This window comes from Luteimonas sp. A537 (assembly GCF_054052065.1).
This window is the reverse complement of sequence record NZ_JBSVRH010000004.1, coordinates 278,582-297,696: the sequence shown is the minus strand read 5'-3', so window position 1 is coordinate 297,696 and position 19,115 is coordinate 278,582. Positions and strand designations below refer to the sequence as shown.

Annotated in this window: 17 protein-coding genes; 14 read left to right on the top strand and 3 right to left on the bottom strand. The window is 71.0% G+C overall.

All coding sequences use genetic code 11. From position 1 onward, the window contains the following. Positions 1 to 18: 18 nt before the first annotated feature. The 13 genes from lpxD (at position 19) to ACW7GZ_RS12090 (ending at position 15,085) form a co-directional block, all read left to right on the top strand. The gene (gene lpxD / locus ACW7GZ_RS12150; RefSeq protein WP_457002437.1) at positions 19 to 1,041 is read left to right on the top strand and encodes a UDP-3-O-(3-hydroxymyristoyl)glucosamine N-acyltransferase; all 1,023 of its coding nucleotides are present in this window, start codon (positions 19 to 21) and stop codon (positions 1,039 to 1,041) included. Then, the gene (gene fabZ, locus ACW7GZ_RS12145; protein WP_457002436.1) at positions 1,038 to 1,499 is read left to right on the top strand and encodes a 3-hydroxyacyl-ACP dehydratase FabZ; all 462 of its coding nucleotides are present in this window, start codon (positions 1,038 to 1,040) and stop codon (positions 1,497 to 1,499) included. Before lpxD ends, fabZ begins: the two co-directional genes overlap by 4 nt. Before the next feature lies 1 nt (position 1,500). After that, complete coding sequence (gene lpxA, locus ACW7GZ_RS12140) at positions 1,501 to 2,286, top strand: acyl-ACP--UDP-N-acetylglucosamine O-acyltransferase (RefSeq protein WP_457009626.1); 786 nt, start codon at positions 1,501 to 1,503, stop codon at positions 2,284 to 2,286. After that, the gene (lpxB, locus tag ACW7GZ_RS12135; RefSeq protein ID WP_457009429.1) at positions 2,283 to 3,467 is read left to right on the top strand and encodes a lipid-A-disaccharide synthase; all 1,185 of its coding nucleotides are present in this window, start codon (positions 2,283 to 2,285) and stop codon (positions 3,465 to 3,467) included. Before lpxA ends, lpxB begins: the two co-directional genes overlap by 4 nt. After that, positions 3,464 to 4,120, top strand: coding sequence for a ribonuclease HII (locus ACW7GZ_RS12130; protein ID WP_457002432.1), 657 nt, complete (start codon positions 3,464 to 3,466; stop codon positions 4,118 to 4,120). Before lpxB ends, ACW7GZ_RS12130 begins: the two co-directional genes overlap by 4 nt. 107 nt (positions 4,121 to 4,227) lie before the next feature. Further along, positions 4,228 to 7,806, top strand: a complete 3,579-nt coding sequence (gene dnaE, locus ACW7GZ_RS12125; RefSeq protein ID WP_457009427.1) for a DNA polymerase III subunit alpha — start codon at positions 4,228 to 4,230, stop codon at positions 7,804 to 7,806. 61 nt (positions 7,807 to 7,867) lie between these two features. After that, the gene (locus ACW7GZ_RS12120; RefSeq protein WP_457009425.1) at positions 7,868 to 8,827 is read left to right on the top strand and encodes an acetyl-CoA carboxylase carboxyltransferase subunit alpha; all 960 of its coding nucleotides are present in this window, start codon (positions 7,868 to 7,870) and stop codon (positions 8,825 to 8,827) included. A 71-nt stretch (positions 8,828 to 8,898) separates the two neighbouring features. Further along, positions 8,899 to 9,183 carry a hypothetical protein gene (locus ACW7GZ_RS12115; protein ID WP_457002427.1) on the top strand — a complete coding sequence of 95 codons (285 nt, stop codon included), beginning with the start codon at positions 8,899 to 8,901 and terminating at the stop codon, positions 9,181 to 9,183. Between the two features lie 49 nt (positions 9,184 to 9,232). Next, complete coding sequence (gene tilS / locus ACW7GZ_RS12110; protein WP_457009423.1) at positions 9,233 to 10,645, top strand: tRNA lysidine(34) synthetase TilS; 1,413 nt, start codon at positions 9,233 to 9,235, stop codon at positions 10,643 to 10,645. A gap of 10 nt (positions 10,646 to 10,655) precedes the next feature. Beyond that, complete coding sequence (locus ACW7GZ_RS12105) at positions 10,656 to 10,922, top strand: exodeoxyribonuclease VII small subunit (protein WP_457009421.1); 267 nt, start codon at positions 10,656 to 10,658, stop codon at positions 10,920 to 10,922. Further along, positions 10,915 to 11,826: a polyprenyl synthetase family protein gene (locus ACW7GZ_RS12100; protein WP_457009419.1), complete on the top strand. Its 912-nt coding sequence runs from the start codon at positions 10,915 to 10,917 to the stop codon at positions 11,824 to 11,826. The genes ACW7GZ_RS12105 and ACW7GZ_RS12100 overlap by 8 nt, the downstream gene beginning before the upstream one ends. Positions 11,827 to 11,918: 92 nt before the next feature. Continuing rightward, positions 11,919 to 13,778: a CHASE2 domain-containing protein gene (locus tag ACW7GZ_RS12095; RefSeq protein WP_457002420.1), complete on the top strand. Its 1,860-nt coding sequence runs from the start codon at positions 11,919 to 11,921 to the stop codon at positions 13,776 to 13,778. Next, positions 13,754 to 15,085 (top strand): M48 family metalloprotease, encoded by a 1,332-nt coding sequence (locus ACW7GZ_RS12090; protein WP_457002418.1) that lies wholly within the window; start codon positions 13,754 to 13,756, stop codon positions 15,083 to 15,085. The genes ACW7GZ_RS12095 and ACW7GZ_RS12090 overlap by 25 nt, the downstream gene beginning before the upstream one ends. Before the next feature lie 13 nt (positions 15,086 to 15,098). On the opposite strand, the gene ACW7GZ_RS12085 is transcribed toward ACW7GZ_RS12090, so the two are convergent. Next, entirely contained in the window at positions 15,099 to 15,536 is a 438-nt protein-coding gene (locus tag ACW7GZ_RS12085) for a DUF4870 domain-containing protein (protein ID WP_457002417.1), read from the bottom strand. 108 nt (positions 15,537 to 15,644) lie between these two features. After that, a complete protein-coding gene (gene pmbA, locus ACW7GZ_RS12080; RefSeq protein WP_457002885.1) occupies positions 15,645 to 16,985 on the bottom strand; it encodes a metalloprotease PmbA in 1,341 nt (446 codons plus the stop codon). A gap of 80 nt (positions 16,986 to 17,065) precedes the next feature. Here pmbA and yjgA point away from each other — a divergent pair, with 80 nt between their 5' ends. Beyond that, positions 17,066 to 17,635, top strand: coding sequence for a ribosome biogenesis factor YjgA (gene yjgA / locus ACW7GZ_RS12075; protein ID WP_457009417.1), 570 nt, complete (start codon positions 17,066 to 17,068; stop codon positions 17,633 to 17,635). A 19-nt stretch (positions 17,636 to 17,654) separates the two neighbouring features. Here yjgA and tldD read toward each other — a convergent pair whose 3' ends face one another. Further along, complete coding sequence (gene tldD, locus ACW7GZ_RS12070) at positions 17,655 to 19,097, bottom strand: metalloprotease TldD (protein WP_457002413.1); 1,443 nt, start codon at positions 19,095 to 19,097, stop codon at positions 17,655 to 17,657. Between the last annotated feature and the right edge of the window lie 18 nt (positions 19,098 to 19,115).

The following is a 19,115-nucleotide window of genomic DNA, read 5'->3' as shown; positions in this document are numbered from 1 at the left end:
CCGCCCGGGCACGGAATGATGGCAGCGACCACGCAAACGGCGGCGGCACTGGCCGAGCGCTTCGGCCTTGTCCTGTGCGGTGACGGCGGGGTGGCGGTCGACTCGGTCGCGACGCTGTCCGGCGCAGGCCCGCGGCAGCTGTCCTTCCTGGCCAATCCGCGCTACCGCGGCCAGCTGGCCGGCTCGGACGCGGGCGTGGTGGTGGTCCGCGAAGGCGACGCCGAAGGACTTGACCGGACCGTGCTGGTCGCGCGCGATCCATACGTGGCGTTCGCGAAGATCGCGGCACTGTTCGATCCGGCGCCGCGTGCCAACGCCGGCGTGCATGCCTCCGCGGTGGTGGACGCTTCGGCCGAGGTCGACCCATCGGCCGAGATCGGTCCGCTCGCCTGCATCGGCGCGCGTTCGCGCATCGGCGCCGGCGCGATCATCGGCCCGGGCTGCGTCATCGGCGATGACTGCGTGGTCGGCGCCGGCAGCCGGCTGGTGGCGCGCGCCACCCTGGTGCGCCGCGTGCGCCTGGGCGAACGCGTGCTGGTCCACCCCGGCGCGGTCCTGGGCGCCGACGGCTTCGGCCTGGCGATGGATGCCGGGCGCTGGATCAAGGTCCCGCAGCAGGGCGGCGTGCTGGTCGGCGACGACTGCGAAATCGGCGCCAACACCACCATCGACCGCGGCGCCATCGAGGACACCGTGCTCGAAGAGGACGTCCGCCTGGACAACCAGATCCAGATTGGACACAACGTCCGCATCGGCGCGCACACGGCCATGGCCGGATGTTCCGCCGTGGCCGGCAGCGCCGTCATCGGGCGTTACTGCCTGATCGGCGGCGGCGCGGGCATCCTCGGCCACCTCACCATCTGCGACCGGGTCGTGGTCACCTCGATGGCCCTGGTCACGCATTCGATCGACGTGCCCGGCGAATACTCGTCGGGCACGCCGATCATGGACAACCGCAGCTGGCGCAAGAGCGCGGCGCGGTTCAAGCAACTCGACGCGCTCGCCCGCCAGGTGCAGGCGCTGGAAAAGGAGAAGACATGACGGCGGGCACCCTGAGCTTTCCCATCGGCGTGGAGGGCATCCGCGAGATGCTCCCGCACCGGTACCCGTTCCTGCTGATCGACCGCGTGGTGGCCTTCGAGGACGGCAAGCGCGTGCTTGCGTACAAGAACGTGACCGCGAACGAAAGCTATTTCCAGGGCCACTTCCCCGATCGGCCGGTGATGCCGGGCGTGCTGGTGATCGAGGCCATGGCGCAGGCCGGCGGCTTGCTGACCCAGATCGCGCGCGGCGGCGCCAGCCACGTCGGCCGCCTGTCCTACCTGGTCAAGGTCGACAACGCACGCTTCGCGCGCATGGTCGTGCCGGGTGACCGCCTCGACATCGAGGTCACGATCAAGCGCGAGATCCGCAACATGACCCTGTACTGCGGCGTCGCGACCGTCGATGGCGAAAAGGTGGCCAGCGCCGACATCCTCTGTGCCGAGGTCGATGCCTGACATGGCCGCGGCGTCGATCCACGCCAGTGCGGTCGTCGACCCGTCCGCCGTGATCGGCGAGGGCGTCACGATCGGGCCGTTCACGATCGTCGGCGCCGGCGTCGAGATCGGCGCGGGCACGCAGGTCGGTCCGCACTGCAGCGTGGAAGGGCCGACCCGCATCGGCCGCGACAACCGCATCCATGGCCACGCCGCGATCGGCGGCGAGCCGCAGGACAAGAAGTACCGCGGCGAGCGCGTCGGGCTCGAGATCGGCGACCGCAACGTCATCCGCGAGTTCACCACCATCAACCGCGGCACCGGCGACGGCGGCGGGATCACCCGCATCGGCAGCGACAACTGGCTGCTGGCCTATACCCACGTGGCGCACGACTGCATCGTCGGCGACCACTGCATCTTCTCCAACAACGCGACGCTGGCCGGGCACGTCGTGGTCGGTGACCACGTGATCCTGAGCGGGTTCGCCGGCATCCACCAGTTCTGCCGCATCGGCGACCACGCCTTCATCGGCATGGGGGCCTTCGTCAACGGCGACGTACCGCCCTTCCTGATGGTCGCGCAGGAGGGCTACGGCCGGCCGCGCGGGATCAACGCCGAAGGCCTGAAGCGCCGCGGCTTCGACCAGGACCGGATCGCGGCCATCCGCCGCGCCTACCGCGCCGTCTACATGTCGGGCGAAACGCTGGATGACGCCCGCGGCAAGCTCGCGGAGCTGGCATCGGGCAGCGACGACGTGCGGCTGATGCTCGACTTCATCGAGGGCGGCGAACGGCCGCTGCTGCGGTGACCGGCGGCGGGCCGCGCTTCGCGCTGGTCGCCGGCGAGGCGTCCGGCGACCTGCTCGGCGCCGGGCTGGTCGAACGCCTGCGCGAGCGCTTTCCGGATGCCGAGTTCGCCGGCGTCGGCGGCGACGCGATGCGCGCCGCCGGCATGGATACCTGGCACGACGCCGGGGAGCTGGCGGTGATGGGCCTGGCGGAAGTGCTCTCGCACCTGCCACGGCTGCTGCGCCTGCGCCACGGCCTGCGCCGCCGCATCCTCGACTGGAAGCCCGACGCCTTCATCGGCATCGACGCGCCCGACTTCAACCTCGGCCTCGAACGCCAGCTCAAGGCGCGCGGCGTATGCACCGTGCACTACGTCAGCCCCTCGGTCTGGGCCTGGCGCCAGGGCCGCGCGGCGAAGATCGGGCGCAGCGCCGACCGCGTGCTCTGCCTGTTCCCGATGGAGCCGCCGATCTACGCCCGCCACGGCGTCGACGCGCGCTTCGTCGGTCATCCGATGGCCGATGCCATGCCGCTCAATCCCGACCGCCGCGCAGCCCGCGCAGCGCTCGACGTGGACCAGGACGCGCCCGTGCTGGCGGTGCTTCCCGGCTCGCGCCTGGGCGAGATCGAGCGCCTGGGTCCCGCCTTCCTGCAGGCCGCGGCGCTGGTGGCCGAACGCATCCCGGGCCTGCAGGTGCTGGTGCCCGCCGCCAACGCAGCCTGCCGCGAAGCGCTGGCGGCGATGCTGCCGGCCGCGGACGCGACTGCGGTGCGCCTGCTGGACGGCTCCGCACGCGCCGCCATGGTCGCCGCCGACGTCGTGCTGCTGGCCTCGGGCACGGCGACGCTGGAGGCGATGCTCGCCAAGCGCCCCATGGTCGTGGGCTATCGCATCTCGCCCACCACCCACGCCATCGTCAAGGGCCTGGGCATGCTCAAGGTGGACCGCTACGCCCTGCCCAACGTGCTTGCCGGCGAAACCATCGCGCCCGAGCTGATGCAGGACGACTGCACGCCGCTGCAACTGTCCGAAGCTGTGCTTGCCTGGTTCTCCGATCCCGCCGCGATCGAGGCGCTCGAGCCGCGCTACCGCGAGCTGCACATCCTGCTTCGCCGCGACGCCTCGCGAGAAGCGGCCGCGGCCGTGGTCGAGCTGCTCGACCCACGGCATCTCGCCGCAGACGCCGGCGCCGCGCCATGAGGCAGCGGCCTGCGCTGGCGGGGGTCCGCGCGCAGCCGGGACCACCGGGCGCGACCGCGGTGTCCGACCTGGTGGCCGGCATCGACGAGGCCGGCCGCGGCCCGCTGGCCGGGCCGGTCGTGGTCGCGGCCGTCGTCTTCGACCCGGCGCGCCCGCGCATCAACGGCCTGGACGATTCCAAGGCGCTGAAGTCCACGCGCCGCGACGAGCTCTACGAACGCATCATCGACCGCGCCCTGGCCTGGCACGTGGTCGCGATCGGCGTCGAGGACATCGACCGCATCAACATCTACCACGCCACCATGCTCGGCATGCGCCTGGCAATGGAAGCTGTGGCGCACGTGGCCGGCATGGCGCGCATCGACGGCAACGCGATCCCCGCCGGCCTGCCCTGCGCGGCCGAAGCCTGGGTGGGCGGTGATGCGCGCGATCGCAGCATCATGGCCGCATCCATCCTGGCCAAGGTCACCCGCGATCGCGCCATGCACGAGCTGCACGGGCACTATCCCGCCTACGGATTCCACGAACACAAGGGCTATGGCACGCCCGCCCACCTCACCGCGCTGCGCACGCACGGGCCCTGCCCCCAGCACCGCAGGAGCTTCGCGCCGGTGCACGCGGCCGGCGTACCCGACCTGTTCGAGCCGCGCTGAGTCGGACAGCTCCGTCCTGGAACGCCGGCCCGCGCGGGCCGGGCTGTCAAGCCTTGTCCGCGCGGTGGCTGGGACCTAACCTGCTTGGCTGCAACTCCGGCCCCACGATGTCCCGACGCTTCGTCCACCTGACGCTCCACAGCGAATACTCCCTCGCCGACTCGACGATCCGGATCCCGGAACTCGTCAAGCGCTGCGTGGCCCTGGGCCAGCCATCGGTGGCGGTGACCGACCGCAACAACCTGTTTTCGCTGGTGAAATTCTTCCGCGCCGCAGAAGGTGCCGGCATCAAGCCGATCGCCGGTGCCGACATCAGCATCGCCGAAGGCAACGAGGCGCCGGCGACGCTCACCCTGCTCTGCCGCGACCACGAGGGCTACCTGTCGCTGTCGCGGCTGCTCACGCGCGCCTGGATGGAGGGCCAGCGCCACGACGGCGTGGTGGTCCGTCCGGAATGGCTGCGCGAGGTGCACGGCGGCCTGTTCGCCCTCGCCGGGCGCCAGTCGCCAGCCGGTCGTCTGGTCGCCGCCGGCCGGCCGGACCAGGCCGAGGCCTGGGTGAAGGACTGGCGCGGCGTGTTCGACGACGGCCTGCACCTGGCCCTGGCGCGCTGCGGCTTCGCCGACGAGGCGGCATTCAACGACTTCGCGCTGCAGGCGTCCTCGCTGTGCTCGGTGCCGGTGGTGGCCGGCAACGAGGTGCGCTTCATCGACCGCGAGGGCTTCGACGCCCACGAAGCGCGGGTCTGCATCTCGTCGGGGCGCGTGCTGGACGATCCGCGCCGGCCGCGCGACTACACCGCCGAGCAGTACCTGAAGTCCGATGACGAGATGGCGGCGCTGTTCGCCGACGTGCCCGACGCGCTGGCCAACACGGTGGCGCTGGCGCAGCGCTGCAACCTCGAACTCCGGCTGGGCACCTACCACCTGCCCGCGTTCCCGGTGCCCAGCGAGCACACGCTCGACTCCTGGATCCGCAGCGAGGCCCGCGCCGGCCTTGCGCGCAGGCTTGAGCACGCGCCGCTGGCCGCTGGCCACGACCGCGCCAGCTATGACGCGCGCCTGGAGACCGAGCTCGACGTCATCATCCGGATGGGCTTCCCGGGCTACTTCCTGATCGTCTCGGACTTCATCCGCTGGGCCAAGGAACAGGGCATTCCCGTCGGCCCCGGCCGTGGTTCCGGCGCCGGTTCGCTGGTGGCCTGGGCGCTGGAGATCACCGACCTCGACCCCCTGCCCTACGACCTGCTGTTCGAACGCTTCCTCAACCCCGAACGCGTGTCGATGCCCGACTTCGACATCGACTTCTGCATGGACCGGCGCGACGAGGTGATCGACTACGTCGCCGCCAAGTACGGCCGCGACCGCGTCAGCCAGATCATCACCTACGGCACCATGGCCGCGAAGGCCGTCGTGCGCGATGCCGGGCGTGCGCTGGGCTATCCCTTCGGACTGGTCGACAGCATCGCCAAACTGGTGCCGATGACCCTGGGCGTGTCGCTGCAGGACGCGCTGGGCCTCACCGAGAAGGGACGCAAGGACGACGCCTGGCGCTCCGACGAGCTGATCGCGCGCTACCGGGACGAGGATGATGTCCGCGACCTGATCGACCTTGCGCTGCAGCTCGAGAACCTGACCCGCAACGCCGGCAAGCACGCCGGCGGCGTGGTGATCGCGCCCTCGCCGCTGTCCGACTTCTGCCCGCTGTTCGCCGAACACGACGGCGACGGCGGCGGCCGCAACCCGGTGACCCAGTTCGACAAGGACGACGTCGAAGCCGTGGGCCTGGTGAAGTTCGACTTCCTGGGCCTGCGTACGCTGACGATCATCGACTGGGCGGTGAAGGCGATCAACAAGCGCCTGGCCGGACAGGCCACGGCGGGCGGAGACGCCCCGGCGCTGGTCGACATCACCAAGCTGCCGCTCGACGACGCAAGGACCTACGAGCTGTTCGCGCGCGGCGACACCGTGGCGGTGTTCCAGTTCGAATCGCGCGGCATGCGCGAGCTGCTCAAGCGCGCGAAGCCCGACCGCTTCGACGACCTGATCGCCCTGGTGTCTCTGTACCGCCCGGGGCCGATGGACCTGATCCCCGACTTCATCGAGCGCAAGCACGGGCGCGCCGAGGTCCAGTATCCGCACGCGCTGCTGGAGCCGGTGCTGGCGCCGACCTACGGCGTGGTGGTGTACCAGGAACAGGTGATGCAGACCGCGCAGATCCTGGGCGGCTATTCGCTGGGCGGCGCCGACCTGCTGCGCCGCGCGATGGGCAAGAAGAAGGTCGAGGAGATGGCGCGCGAGCGCGCCAAGTTCGAGGCCGGCGCACAAGAAACCCACGGCATCGAGCCCAGGGTGTCGGGCCCGATCTTCGACTTGCTGGAAAAGTTCGCAGGCTACGGCTTCAACAAGTCGCACGCCGCGGCCTACGCCCTGGTCTCCTACCAGACCGCGTGGCTGAAGACCCATTACCCGGCCGAGTTCATGGCCGCGGTGCTGTCGAGCGACATGGACAGCACCGAGAAGGTCGTCGGCTTCCTCGCCGAGGCGCGCGCGCTCGGGCTCGAAGTACTGCTTCCGGACGCGAACCATTCGGGCTACATGTTCGAAGCCATGGACGCGCGCACCCTGCGCTACGGCCTGGGCGCGGTGAAGGGCGTGGGCCAGGGCGCCTGCGAGGCGATCGCCGCGGAGCGCGAGCGCGATGGGCCGTACGCCGACCTGATGGACTTCTGCCGCCGGATCGAATCCGCGCGCCTGAACCGGCGCACGCTGGAAGCCCTGGTCAACGCCGGCGCGCTGGATGCGCTGGGCCTCAACCGCGCCTCGCTGATGCTGCAACTGCCCGAAGTGCTCAAGGCCACCGACCAGCTGGCGCGTGAGCGCGAAGCCGGCCAGACCTCGCTGTTCGGCGGCTTCGCCGAGCCCGCGGCCGCGGCGGCGCAGATCACCCTGCCCGAGGTCGCCGAATGGCCGCTGGCGCAAAAACTCGCGGGCGAACGCGACACGCTTGGCCACTACCTCAGCGGCCACCCGCTGGATCCGTGGCGCAGCGAACTCAAGACCCTGGTCGGCGCCGACCTCGGCCAGCTCGACCAGCTCTGGGAGTCGGGCAGCAGCGCGCGCAAGGGCGGCAATGGCGGTGGCGAAGGCGGCCGCGGCGGCTGGCGCCAGGAAGTCACGGCCATCGTCGCCGGCCAGGTCATGGGCATCCGCAAGCGCGGCGAAAGCCAGGCCTTCGTACAGCTGGAAGACGGCCGTGGCCGCATCGAGTGCGCGTTCTTCTCTGAAGCCTGGGTTGAGTACGCATCGCTGCTCGGCGGCAACCGCATCGTGATCGTCGAAGGCGGCCTGCGCGAGGATGAATTCAGCGGCGGCTTCTCGCTACGCGCGCGCCGGGCCTGGGATTTCCACGAGGTCTGCAGGCAGTCCGCGCAGCGCCTGTCGCTGCGCCTGGACCTGGCGTCCGCGGGCGTCCTCGACCGCGTCGACGCAATGCTGGCCGCGCACCGCCCCGGGACCACGCCGCTGCGCCTGGACCTGCTGCTGGCAACGGGTGCGGCCGGCAGCCTCGACATCGACGGCGCCAACTCGGTGCGCGTCGAGCCGGACCTGCTGGGCCAGCTGCGCGTTGAGCCCGGCGTCCGCGCCGTGCACGTCGCCATGGGTACCCGCCCCTGGGCCAGCTGAGCCCGGAGGCCCCGCGGGGGCGACTCCGCTAGACTGGCCCCTTTCACGATCGCAGCCGCCGATGAATCCCAACTACCTCGATTTCGAACAACCCATCGCGGATCTTGAAGCCAGGATCCAGGATCTGCGCCAGGCCAGTTCCGGCCCCGGCGTCAACATCGATGCCGAGCTCCGCACCCTGCAGAACAAGCTGCGCCTGCGCACCGCGCAGATCTTCCGCGACCTGAGTCCCTGGCAGGTGTCGCAGCTTGCGCGCCACCCCGCGCGGCCCTACACCAACGACTACATCCGCTACGTCTGCGACGAGTTCCATGAACTCGCCGGCGACCGCGCCTACTCCGACGACGCCGCCATCGTCGGCGGCATCGGCCGCATCAACGGCCGCAGCGTGATGATCATCGGCCACCAGAAGGGCCGCGACACCAAGGCCAAGGTGCGCCGCAACTTCGGCATGCCGCGGCCCGAGGGCTATCGCAAGGCGTTGCGCCTGATGAAGATGGCCGAGCGCTTCAAGCTGCCGCTGCTGACCTTCATCGACACCCCCGGCGCCTATCCCGGCATCGGCGCCGAGGAGCGCGGCCAGTCGGAGGCCATCGCCCGCAACTTGATGGAGATGGCCGAGCTGCGCACGCCGATCGTGTGCACCGTGATCGGCGAAGGCGGCTCCGGCGGCGCGCTGGCGATCGGCGTCGGCGACCGCACGGTGATGCTGGAATACAGCACCTATTCGGTGATCTCGCCCGAGGGCTGCGCCTCGATCCTGTGGAAGGACGCGGCCAAGGCCAAGGACGCGGCCGAGCAGTTGGGCCTCACCGCCAAGCGCCTGCTGGGCCTGGGCCTGGTCGACAAGATGGTGCGCGAGCCGATCGGCGGCGCGCACCGCAATCCCCGGCAGATGGCGCTTCGCCTGAAGGCCGTGCTGGTCAACGAAATCGACGCACTGGAAGGCCTGCCCGTCGACGCCCTGCTGGAAGGCCGCTACCGGCGCCTGCGCGGCTACGGCGCCTACGAAGCCGCCTGAGCAGCCGGCCAGCCGCGCCCGATCGCATAGACTTCGCCTGCCGGCAATCCGCCGGCAAGGGGAGAAAATGAATGATCATCAAGCGTATCGACGTGCTGTCAGCGGCGAAGATCACCGGCATCATCGCGGCGGCCTTTGGCCTGCTCGCAGGCGTCATCATGTTCCTGTTCAGCAGCCTGTTCGGCAGCCTGATGGGTGACGGTGGCGGTATCTTCGCCGCGGTCGGCGGATTCATGGGGATCATCGTCCTGCCGATCATGTACGGCATCTTCGGCTTCGTCGGCGGCGCGATCCAGGCGCTCATCTACAACCTGGCGGCCGGTTTCATCGGCGGCATCCGCGTCGAAACCGAGTGAAACGGCGCGGCACGCGGCGGCCTGTCCGTCGCGTGCCGCGGCGCACCCGATGAACCACGACCTGCCCGATGGCCCGCTACCGGAAAGCCTGCTCCCGGAGCATGTGTTCACGGTCCCGGACCACGACACCGGCAACGGCACAGCGATCACCGTCGCCCTGAGCGGCGGGCTCGATTCCAGCGTGCTCCTGCACCGGCTTGCGGCGCTGCCCGTGATCCGCGCGCGCGGCCTGCGCGCACTCCATGTACATCACGGCCTGCATCCCGATGCCGATGCCTGGGCCGCCCACTGCATCGCGACCTGCGCCGCCCTGGACGTGCCCCTGGCGGTGCAGCGGGTCGCGGTGGAACGCGACAGCGGCCTGGGCCTCGAAGGCGCGGCGCGCGCGGCGCGACACGCGGCCTTCGCCGCAGCCCTCGGCAAGGACGAGGTGCTCGCGCTCGCCCACCACCAGGACGACCAGGCCGAAACCTTCCTGCTGCGCGCCCTGCGCGCCTCCGGCCCCGATGGACTGGCGGCGATGCGTCCCTGGCGCCGCTTCGCCGCCGGATGGATGTGGCGCCCGCTGCTGCGCCTGCCACGCGCACGCCTGGAAGCCTGGGCGCGTGGCCGCGACCTGGCCTGGATCGAAGATCCGGCCAACGCCGACCCGATGCACGACCGGACGCTTCTCCGCCGGACCGTGCTGCCGCTGCTGCGCCAGCGCTGGCCGAGCGCCGATGCGGCGCTGGCGCGCAGCGCCGCGCTGAGCGCCGAGGCGGCGGACCTGCTCGCCGTGCATGATGCCGCCGCGCTGGACGGCCTGATGGCCACACCGACCGACAGCGACGGGCGCGACGCCGCGGCCGGCGACGACGACCGCGGGGGTGACCGGAATCGCGACGACCGGACCCTGCCGATCGGCCCGCTGAAGACGCTGCCATCCGCGCAGCGCGCACGCCTGCTCCGCGCCTGGGTCGCAGACCTTGGCCTGCCGCCGCTGCCGGCATCGGCCATCACCGGCATCACCGGCCTGCTTGACGCCGGTAGCGACAGCGCCGCCATGTACCGCTGGGCGGACTCATGCCTGCGCGCATGGCGCGGCCGGCTCCACGCCCTGCCGCTGCAGGCCCTGGCGCCGCTCCGGGCGGACTGGATTCAGGACTGGGACGGTCGCGCGCCGCTGCCCCTGCCCGGGGGCGGAAGCCTCGCGCTTGAAGGCGCCGATGCCTTCGGGGAGCCGCTGCACGCCCATGCCCGCCGCGGCGGCGAACGCATCCGCCTGCCGGGCCGCATGCACTCGCACGCGCTCAAGCACCTGCTCCAGGACGCGGGGATTCCGCCGTGGCAGCGCGCCCGCATGCCGCTCCTGTCCGCTGCCGACGGTCGCCTGCTCGCCGCCGGCGACCGGTTCCTCGACGCTGCGCTGCATGACTGGCTGCAGCTGCGCGGTGCCAGGCTGCGCTGGCGGGACTTGGCGTAAACTGGCACCCATGCCAAGCACGCCCGAACCCGCCAACGCCACGTCCCCCGTCGCCGACTTCGAAGTCTCGCTCGACTCGCTCGAGCAGCTGGTCGAAAAGATGGAGCGCGGCGAAATGAGCCTTGAAGACTCGCTCGCCGCCTACGAACGCGGCGTCGGTCTGTACCGTCGCTGCCAACAGGCTCTGGAAGCGGCCGAGCTGCGCGTACGCCTGCTCACCGATCCGCAGCAGCCGGACTCGTCAACGGCATTCCCGGCAAGCGGCGACGATGCCTGACGCCAGCGCCGCGGGCGCCACCGCGGCACGGCTCGAGGATTGGCGGCAGCGCATCGACGGCGTGCTCGAAGCCGCCCTCGCCGACCACCCCGCGGCCGAACAGCGCCTCGGCGAAGCCATGCGCCACGCCGTGCTGCTCGGTGGCAAGCGCATGCGCCCGCTGCTGGTCTACGCCGCCGGCACCGCATTCGGCGCAGCGGAGTCCGCGCTTGATGCGCCCGCGGCGGCCATCGAACTGGTCCACGCCTATTCCCTGGTCCACGACGACCTGCCGGCGATGGACGACGACGCCCTGCGCCGCGGCCAGCCCACCGTGCACGTCGCCTACGGCGAAGCCACCGCGATCCTCGCCGGCGACGCCCTGCAGTCGCTGGCCTTCGCTGTGCTTGCCGGCGCCCATCCCGATGTCGGCGACGCCGCCCGCGTGGCGATGCTGCGCGAACTTGCGCAGGCCGCCGGCGCAGCCGGCATGTGCGGTGGCCAGGCCCTGGACCTGGCAGCGACCGGCACTGGCTCCGCGTCCAGCCTCGAGACCCTCGAGCGCCTGCATGCGCTCAAGACCGGTGCCCTGATCCGCGCCGCGCTGCGCATGGGCGCGATCGCGGCCGACGCCGGCCACGACCGGCGCCAGCACCTGGACGCCTTTGCCGGCGCCCTCGGCCTGGCCTTCCAGATCCGTGATGACCTGCTCGACGTCGAGGGCGAAAGCGCCGTGCTCGGCAAGACCGCCGGCAAGGACGCGGCGCAGGACAAGGCGACCTTCCCCGCCCTGATCGGCGCCACGGCATCACGCGCGCGGCTCGCGGAGCTGGCCGCGGTCATGGACGCCGCGCTCGCGCCGATCGGCCCTCGCGCCGCGCCACTGGCCGCGCTGGCCACGCTGGCGATCCACCGCTCGTACTGATCACTGGCGGGTTTCTCCCGCGTTTGTCGTATACCCCCTGAACCGGTGCAAGAGGCGCAGCGACAGGGGTGAGAGGGTCGTTCGGACATAGGGTGCGCGCTGCCATCGACAGCATGATGGCGAGCGCCGGCATCAGCTTCATGGATGCGTGGGCGGTGGTGGAACGTGGCTACCGGCGACCCCTGGCGTGGATTTCGCAGCGGCTGCGCTTCGCCTTCTATCCCCTGCTGGCCGTGCTGATGCTGGGCTGGCTGGGCTGGGACATGCAGCACGCGCGCGCGCTCGACGCCGCGGAAGACGCGGTGTTCGACCAGATCATCGGCTGGCGGCCGATCGAGCCGGTGCCCAGCGGGCGCACCGTGGTGGTCGAAATCGACGACTGCTCGATCGACTACTACCGCGCCCGCGGCGAAGGCGGCTGGCCCTGGAGCCGCGAGCGCCATGCCGACCTGCTGGATGCGCTGGACCGCGCGGGCGTTCGCGCAGTCGGAATCGACGTGCTGTACGCCGACCGCGCTCCCGCCGACCCCGTGGGCGACGCCATGCTTGAAGCCATGGCCGCGGCCGGCGACGGCAGGTTCGTCTTCGCGGCCAGCCGCATGCACCCGGATTTCGACTCCCTGGCGACGCTGCCCGCCGCCGAAGCACCAGGCGCGGTGCGGCGCGTTGCCGATGCCGCCACGCCCGGACCGGGCGTCGCACTGATCCAGCCCTATGGTGCCGCCATGACGCGGCATTCCGGGCTGGTCAACATAGAGCGCGGCAGGGATGGCGTGCTGCGCGACGTCCGCCTGTACGAATCCGCCGGAGATTGGGCGATCCCGGCCATGGCGCTGCGCGTGTCACAGGCCGCGGGCGCGGATACCGCCGATGCCGTGGCCGCACGCGGCGGCGCACTGCGCATCAACTGGCGCGAGCGCTCGCGCCTGCCTTATGCCAGCGCCGCGGACCTGATCGAAGGCGTCCCGGTCTGCGGCAGCGGGCTGCCACCGCTGCGCGATGCGGTCGCGCTGGTCGGGCACACCGCCGCCGGGATCAACGACAGCAAGCCAACGCCGGTGGACATGGCGATGCCCGGGGTCGAGATCCTTGCCGAAGCCGCCGAGGCCCTGCTCACCGGCAGCTGGATCCGGATGCCGCCCGGCTGGCTGAAATACGCCCTGGCCGCGATCCTGGTCCTGCTGTCCTGCTTCGTCTTCTGGCGCGGCGAACCGCACCAGGACGTCGACCCGGTGTTCGTCGCCCTCAACCTGGTGCTGCTTGCCGTCGCCTTCGTCGGCTTGACGCTGTTCGGCTGGTTCATCGACATTTTCGCCAGCCTCGCGTTCGGCGCACTGTGCTTCGGACTGTGCCGGGGCTACGCGGCGGTGCAGCGCGGACGCGCCACCGGCAACTCCGACTACCTGCGCGAATACGACCCCACCGCGCGCCCCTGGCTGCTGCTTGCGCGCCTGCGCTTCGAAGCCGATCCCTCGCTGTCGCCGCAGCGCGCCAAGCGCGCGCGCCGGGAATACCGGCGCAGGCTGCGCAGGCTGGTCCATTCCAGCGATCGCATCGTGATGATCGAAGGCGTGATCGAGCGCAAGCACTGGATGCAGGCGCTGCTCGACGACCTGGTCCTGCTGGCCTGGGCTGCTGAGGGCGAAGCCGCCGCGCGCGCGATGGCGCAGGCCGACCTCGATGCGCTCCACGCCCTGCTCAATGCTGGCGGCGAACGCCTGGACGGGGACGGCATCGGGCGGGTGATGGCCTGCGCCGCCACGACGACGATCGAGGACCGCAAGGCCCATGGCATCCAGGGCGTTCGCGACCGGCGGCTGCGCTTGCGCGCGCTGCTTGGCCAGGACCTGGACCGCCTCCCGCATTGGCCGTTGGCGAAACACAACACCTGGATCCATCCAAACCCGTTGCCCGAGGAGGGAACTCCATGCGAAACAACATCCGATCCCTGAGCCTGGGCCTGCTGGCGTTCGCGGCGGCCGCCTGCCTGGCTGTACCCGCGCACGCCGCGGATCTTCCCGCCGTGGTGCACAAGCACTCGGTCGAAGTGCGCGCGGCACCCGACTTCGAATCACCGGCCATCACCACCCTGGGCCGCGACGCACCGGTCGCGATCAGCGCGCAACAGGGCCTCTGGTACCGGCTGGCGCTCGATGGCGGGCGCAGCGGCTATGTCCGCATCAACGAGGTGCGCGTGGCCCAGGCCGGCCAGGAGTCCGATGAAGACGGACGGCGCGCGCTGTTCCAGGGCACGGCGGGCAAGGGTCGCGTCACCGAAACCGCGACCGTGCGCGGCATCGATGCCAGCGTCCTGGCCGCTGGCCGCCACGACGCCGCCGGCCTGGCGCGGCTGGAGGCCCATCGCATCGATGCCGGCACCGCCGCGGCGCACGCACGCGCGCAGGGCTGGCAGGCGCGCAGCGTGCCCCTGCCGGGTGAAGCGCAGGAACTCGATGTCTCCGGAACCCAGGCCACGCAGGCCGACAAGCGCAGCAGCCTCAAGGCCGCGCGCGGCCTGCTGTCCAAGCTCGGTGGCGGCATGATCAGCGACTCCGCGAGCAGCCGCATCGCGGACCGTGCGATCGGCAAGTCCAACCAGGAAATCGCCGAAGAAGAGCGGGCCTTCGGCCCCGCCGTCAGCGCTCGCGTGCTCGGCGCGGCACCGCTGTGGAACGACGATGCCGCGCAGCGCCGCGTCAACCTGATCGGGCGCTGGGTGGCCTCGCAGACATCGCGCCCCGGCCTGCCCTGGACGTTCGGCATCATCGACGACGGCGAGATCAACGCCTACGCGGCACCCGGCGGATACATCCTGCTGACCCGTGGCCTGTACGGGCTGCTTGCCGACGATGCCGAGGTGGCCGCGGTGATCGCCCATGAGCTCGGGCACGTGGTCCAGCGCGATCACTTCGATGTGATCCGCAGGCAGCAGGTGCGCGAGGCCGGGAAGGACGTAGCGCTGTCGCAGGTCAGCGCGCCCGGCGCCGCGGCCCATGTGAAGGACTACGTCGACCGGCACGGTGCCGCGGTGCTGCTGACCGATCTCGACCGTGAGGCCGAGTATCGTGCCGACACGGCGGCCGGGGTCTATCTGCAACGCGCCGGTTTCGATCCGCTGGCGTTCTACTCGGTACTGCAGAAGATGGCTTCGTTCGGCAGCCGTCCGGCGCGCCTGGCCCAGCTTTACCGCACCCACCCGCCGCTCGACGAGCGCATGGACCGGCTGGACCGGGGTGCCGAACGCGGCGGCCGGCGCTGAGCGTCGGCAGGGGTCAGAGCAGGCGCAGCGTCAACGGGTAGCGATAGGCCTGCCCGTTCCATGCGCGGACGATCGCGATCACGCTGCAGACCAGCCACATGATCGCGATCGCGCAGTAGGCCAGCAGGAGCAGCAGTCCCGCGGGCAGGGTCACGATCGCACCCAGGCCCAGGGTCAGCACGGTGGCGCCGACCAGCACGATGCCGATCGCCGTGGCGACGCAGGCATAGATGAACATGCTCAGGTTGAAGTTCAGCGCTTCGCGGGCATGGGTGGCAACGAACTCCGACTCGCCGCGCTTGAACAGGTAGATCGCGCCCGCACCAAGCATGCCGGCCGCGCCTGCGATCCAGCCCGTGCACAGGGCCAGGACCAGCGCAGCCAGATGCGCCAATGCGGCCCACTGGCGCTCCGACGGCGTGCTGGTGACGAGAGGAAGTGGATTACCCATTGGTCCGGCTCCAGCCGGAAACAGTCCGGCCCGAGGCAATGATGGGGTCGCGGCGTGCGCAGGCAACCCAACTGATGGGCCAGGCCCGGCTGCGATGACGCCGCGGCTTCAGTCGCTGCCCGCGACCGTCATCCCGCCGACCAGGATCGAGCCGGTGCGGATGTGCGAGCGCGGATCGACGTCGCTGCCCACCGCTTCGATCGCCGTGAACATGTCGCGCAGGTTGCCGGCCACGGTGATGCCGTCGACCGGACGCACGATGGCTCCGTCCTCGACCAGGAAGCCTGACGCCCCGCGCGAATAGTCGCCGGTGATGGTGTTCACGCCCTGCCCCATCAGGCTGGTGACCACCAGGCCGCGGCCCATGCCGCGGACCAGCTCGTCGAAGCCGCCGGCGTTCGCCGCGACCTCGAGGTTGTGCACGCCGCCGGCGTTGGCGGTGGTCTCCAGGCCAAGCCGGCGCGCGGAGTAGCTGCCGAGCACGTAGCGCTGCAGCACGCCGGCGTCGACCAGGGCCGATTCACGCGTGGCCACGCCTTCGGCATCGAAAGAGGCGGAGCGCAGGCCGCGCGCCAGGAAGGGGCGCTCGCGGATCGCGAACCAGTCCGGGAACAGCTGCGTGCCGGCCGCATCGACCAGGAAGCTGGCACCGCGGTACAGCGCACCGCCGGACACCGCGCCCAGCAGGTGGCCGACCAGCGAACGTGCGACTTCGGCCGAAAACAGCACCGGGTAGCGGCCGGTGGGCAACGGCGCCGGGGCCAGGCGTGCGAGCGTGCGCTGCGCCGCTGCGCGGCCGATGGCGGCCGCGGGTTCGAGGTCGTCCGCGGCCAGGGCGTAGCTGTACCAGCCGTCGCGCTGCATGTCTTCACCGCGACCGGCGATCAAGGCGCAGGACACGCTGTGGTGGCTGCCGCGCTCGGCACCGATGAACCCGTGCGAGTTCGCGTACACGCTCAGCGAAGTACCGCTGCCGACGCCGGCGCCGTCGGAGTTGGTGATCCTGGCATCGGCGTCGCGACCGGCCTGCTCGGCCGCCAGCGCCAGCGCGACCGCGCCCTGCGCATCGATGTCCCACGGATGCCAGGCATCGAAGTCGCGCAAGTCGCGCGCCATCAGCGCAGCGTCGGCCAGGCCGGCGGCGGCGTCGTCTTCGGTGTGGCGCGCGATGGCACAGGCCTGTTCGACGGTCGCCGCCAGGCTCTCTTCGCGCAGGTCGGCGGTGCTGGCGCTGCCCTTGCGCTTGCCGAAGTACACGGTGACCGCGATGCCGCGGTCACGGGTGGATTCCACCGATTCCACTTCGCCCATGCGCACGTTGACGTTGAGGCCGCGGTCCTCGCTTGAAGAGACCTCGGCCTGGGTCGCTCCGGCATCGCGGCAGCGGTCGAGCAGCTGCCCGGCGATGGCCTCCAGCCGCGCCAGGCGCTCGCGGCTGTCGTCGTTCATGGGGCTGGCGTCGGTGATCGCGGTGGTCAATGCCTTATCCTTGGGTTTCTTGAAACGGTTCAACGGGCGGCTGGAACGACATGCGCGGCAAGGACGAAGACAGCGGCGAATTCCTCGGCCCCAGCCGCAGCGCGCAGCGCCGCGAGGCGCTGGACGTGCTGGAACTGGCCAAACAACTGGTCGACCTGGACCCGGGCAAGCTGGCGAAGCTGCCGCTGGGCGAGCACATGCTGCCGCATATCGCGCAGGCGCGGCGCATCAGCTCGCACATCGCGCGCAAGCGCGAGATCGCCTTCCTGGCCAAGCAACTGCGCCGCGAAGACGACGAGGCGCTGGACGCGCTGCATGACGCGCTCGACGTCGGCGGCGAGGCCGCGCGCCTGGATACCGCGCGCCTGCACCGCGCCGAGGAATGGCGCGAGCGGCTGCTTGGCGACGAAGGCGATGCCGCACTGGCGGCGCTCATCGACGAATTCCCCGGCGCCGACAGCCAGCGCCTGCGGCAACTGGTGCGCAACGCACTGGCCGAGCGCAAGGCGACCAAGCCGCCGCGCGCCTTCCGCGAGCTGTACCGCGAAATCCGCGCACTGCTAGACAGCCAGGCCGAAGCCGCTGGCGCGGACGACGCCGACGCCACCGCCACCGACTGACCCATTGGCGTGGCGGGCATCAGGCCCTGGTGCCGCCGACGGTGATGCCGTCGATCAGCAACGAGGGCTGGCCGACGCCGACCGGAACGCTCTGGCCGTCCTTGCCGCAGATGCCGACGCCGTCGTCAAGCGCCATGTCGTGGCCGACCATGCGCACCTTCTGCATTGTCTCCGGCCCGCTGCCGATCAGCGTCGCGCCCTTCACCGGCGCCGTCACCCTGCCGTCCTCGATCAGATAGGCCTCGGTGGCCGAGAACACGTATTTGCCGCTGGTGATGTCGACCTGGCCACCGCCGAAATTGACCGCGTACAGGCCCTTCTTCACCGAGCGGATCATGTCGGCCGGATCATCCTTCCCCGCCAGCATGTAGGTATTGGTCATGCGCGGCATCACCAGGTGCGCGAAGGATTCGCGGCGGCCGTTTCCGGTCGGCGCCACGCCCATCAGCCGCGCGTTGAGCGTGTCCTGCATGTAGCCGACCAGCACGCCGTCCTCGATCAGGGTCGTGCACTGCGTGGGCGTGCCTTCGTCATCGACGTTGAGCGATCCACGGCGCTTGTCGAGCGTCCCGTCGTCGACGATGGTCACGCCCGGTGCCGCCACGCGCTGGCCCATGCGCCCGGCATAGGTGCTGGTTCCCTTGCGGTTGAAGTCGCCTTCCAGGCCATGGCCGACGGCTTCGTGCAGCAGCACGCCGGGCCAGCCCGAACCGAGCACCACCGGCATCACGCCTGCGGGCGCGTCGATCGCCTCCAGGTTCACCAGCGCCTGGCGCAGCGCCTCGCGCGCGAACTTCTCCGGCTGCCCGTCGCCCAGCAGCTCGGCGTAGGAATAGCGCCCGCCGTAGCCGGCGTAGCCGCTTTCGCGGCGGCCACCCTGCTCCACGATCACCTGCACGTTGAGCCGCACGAGTGGCCGCACGTCGCCAGCCATCACGCCGTCCGAGCGCGCCACGAAAATGGTGTCCACGCCGCCCGACAGGCTCACCATCACCTGCTTCACCCGCGGGTCGGCGGCGCGCAGCAGGCGGTCGACCCGGCGCAGGGCCTCGACCTTGGCGTCATTGGCCATGCCGTCGACAGGGTCCTCGGGCGCATACAGCGCACGCGCGCCGGCCGGAACCAGTGCCTGCACGCGCTGCTCGGCGCCGCTGTGGGCAATCGCCCGCGCCGAGCCCGCCGCCGACAGCAGCGATTCGGCGTTGATGTCGTCGGCATAGGCGAAGCCGGTCTTCTCGCCGCTGATCGCGCGCACGCCCACGCCCTGTTCGATCGAATGCGCACCGTCCTTGACGATGCCGTCCTCGACCGTCCAGCTCTCGCGTCGCGCGTGCTGGAAATAGATGTCGCCGAAATCTATGCCCGGGCCCAGAAGGGTTCCGAAGGCGCGGTCCAGGCCGCCGCCGTCGAGGCCCGCGGGCAGCAGCAGGCGTGATTCGGCAATCGCTAGGGCTTGGCTCATGGTCGGGTCCGGCTCGGG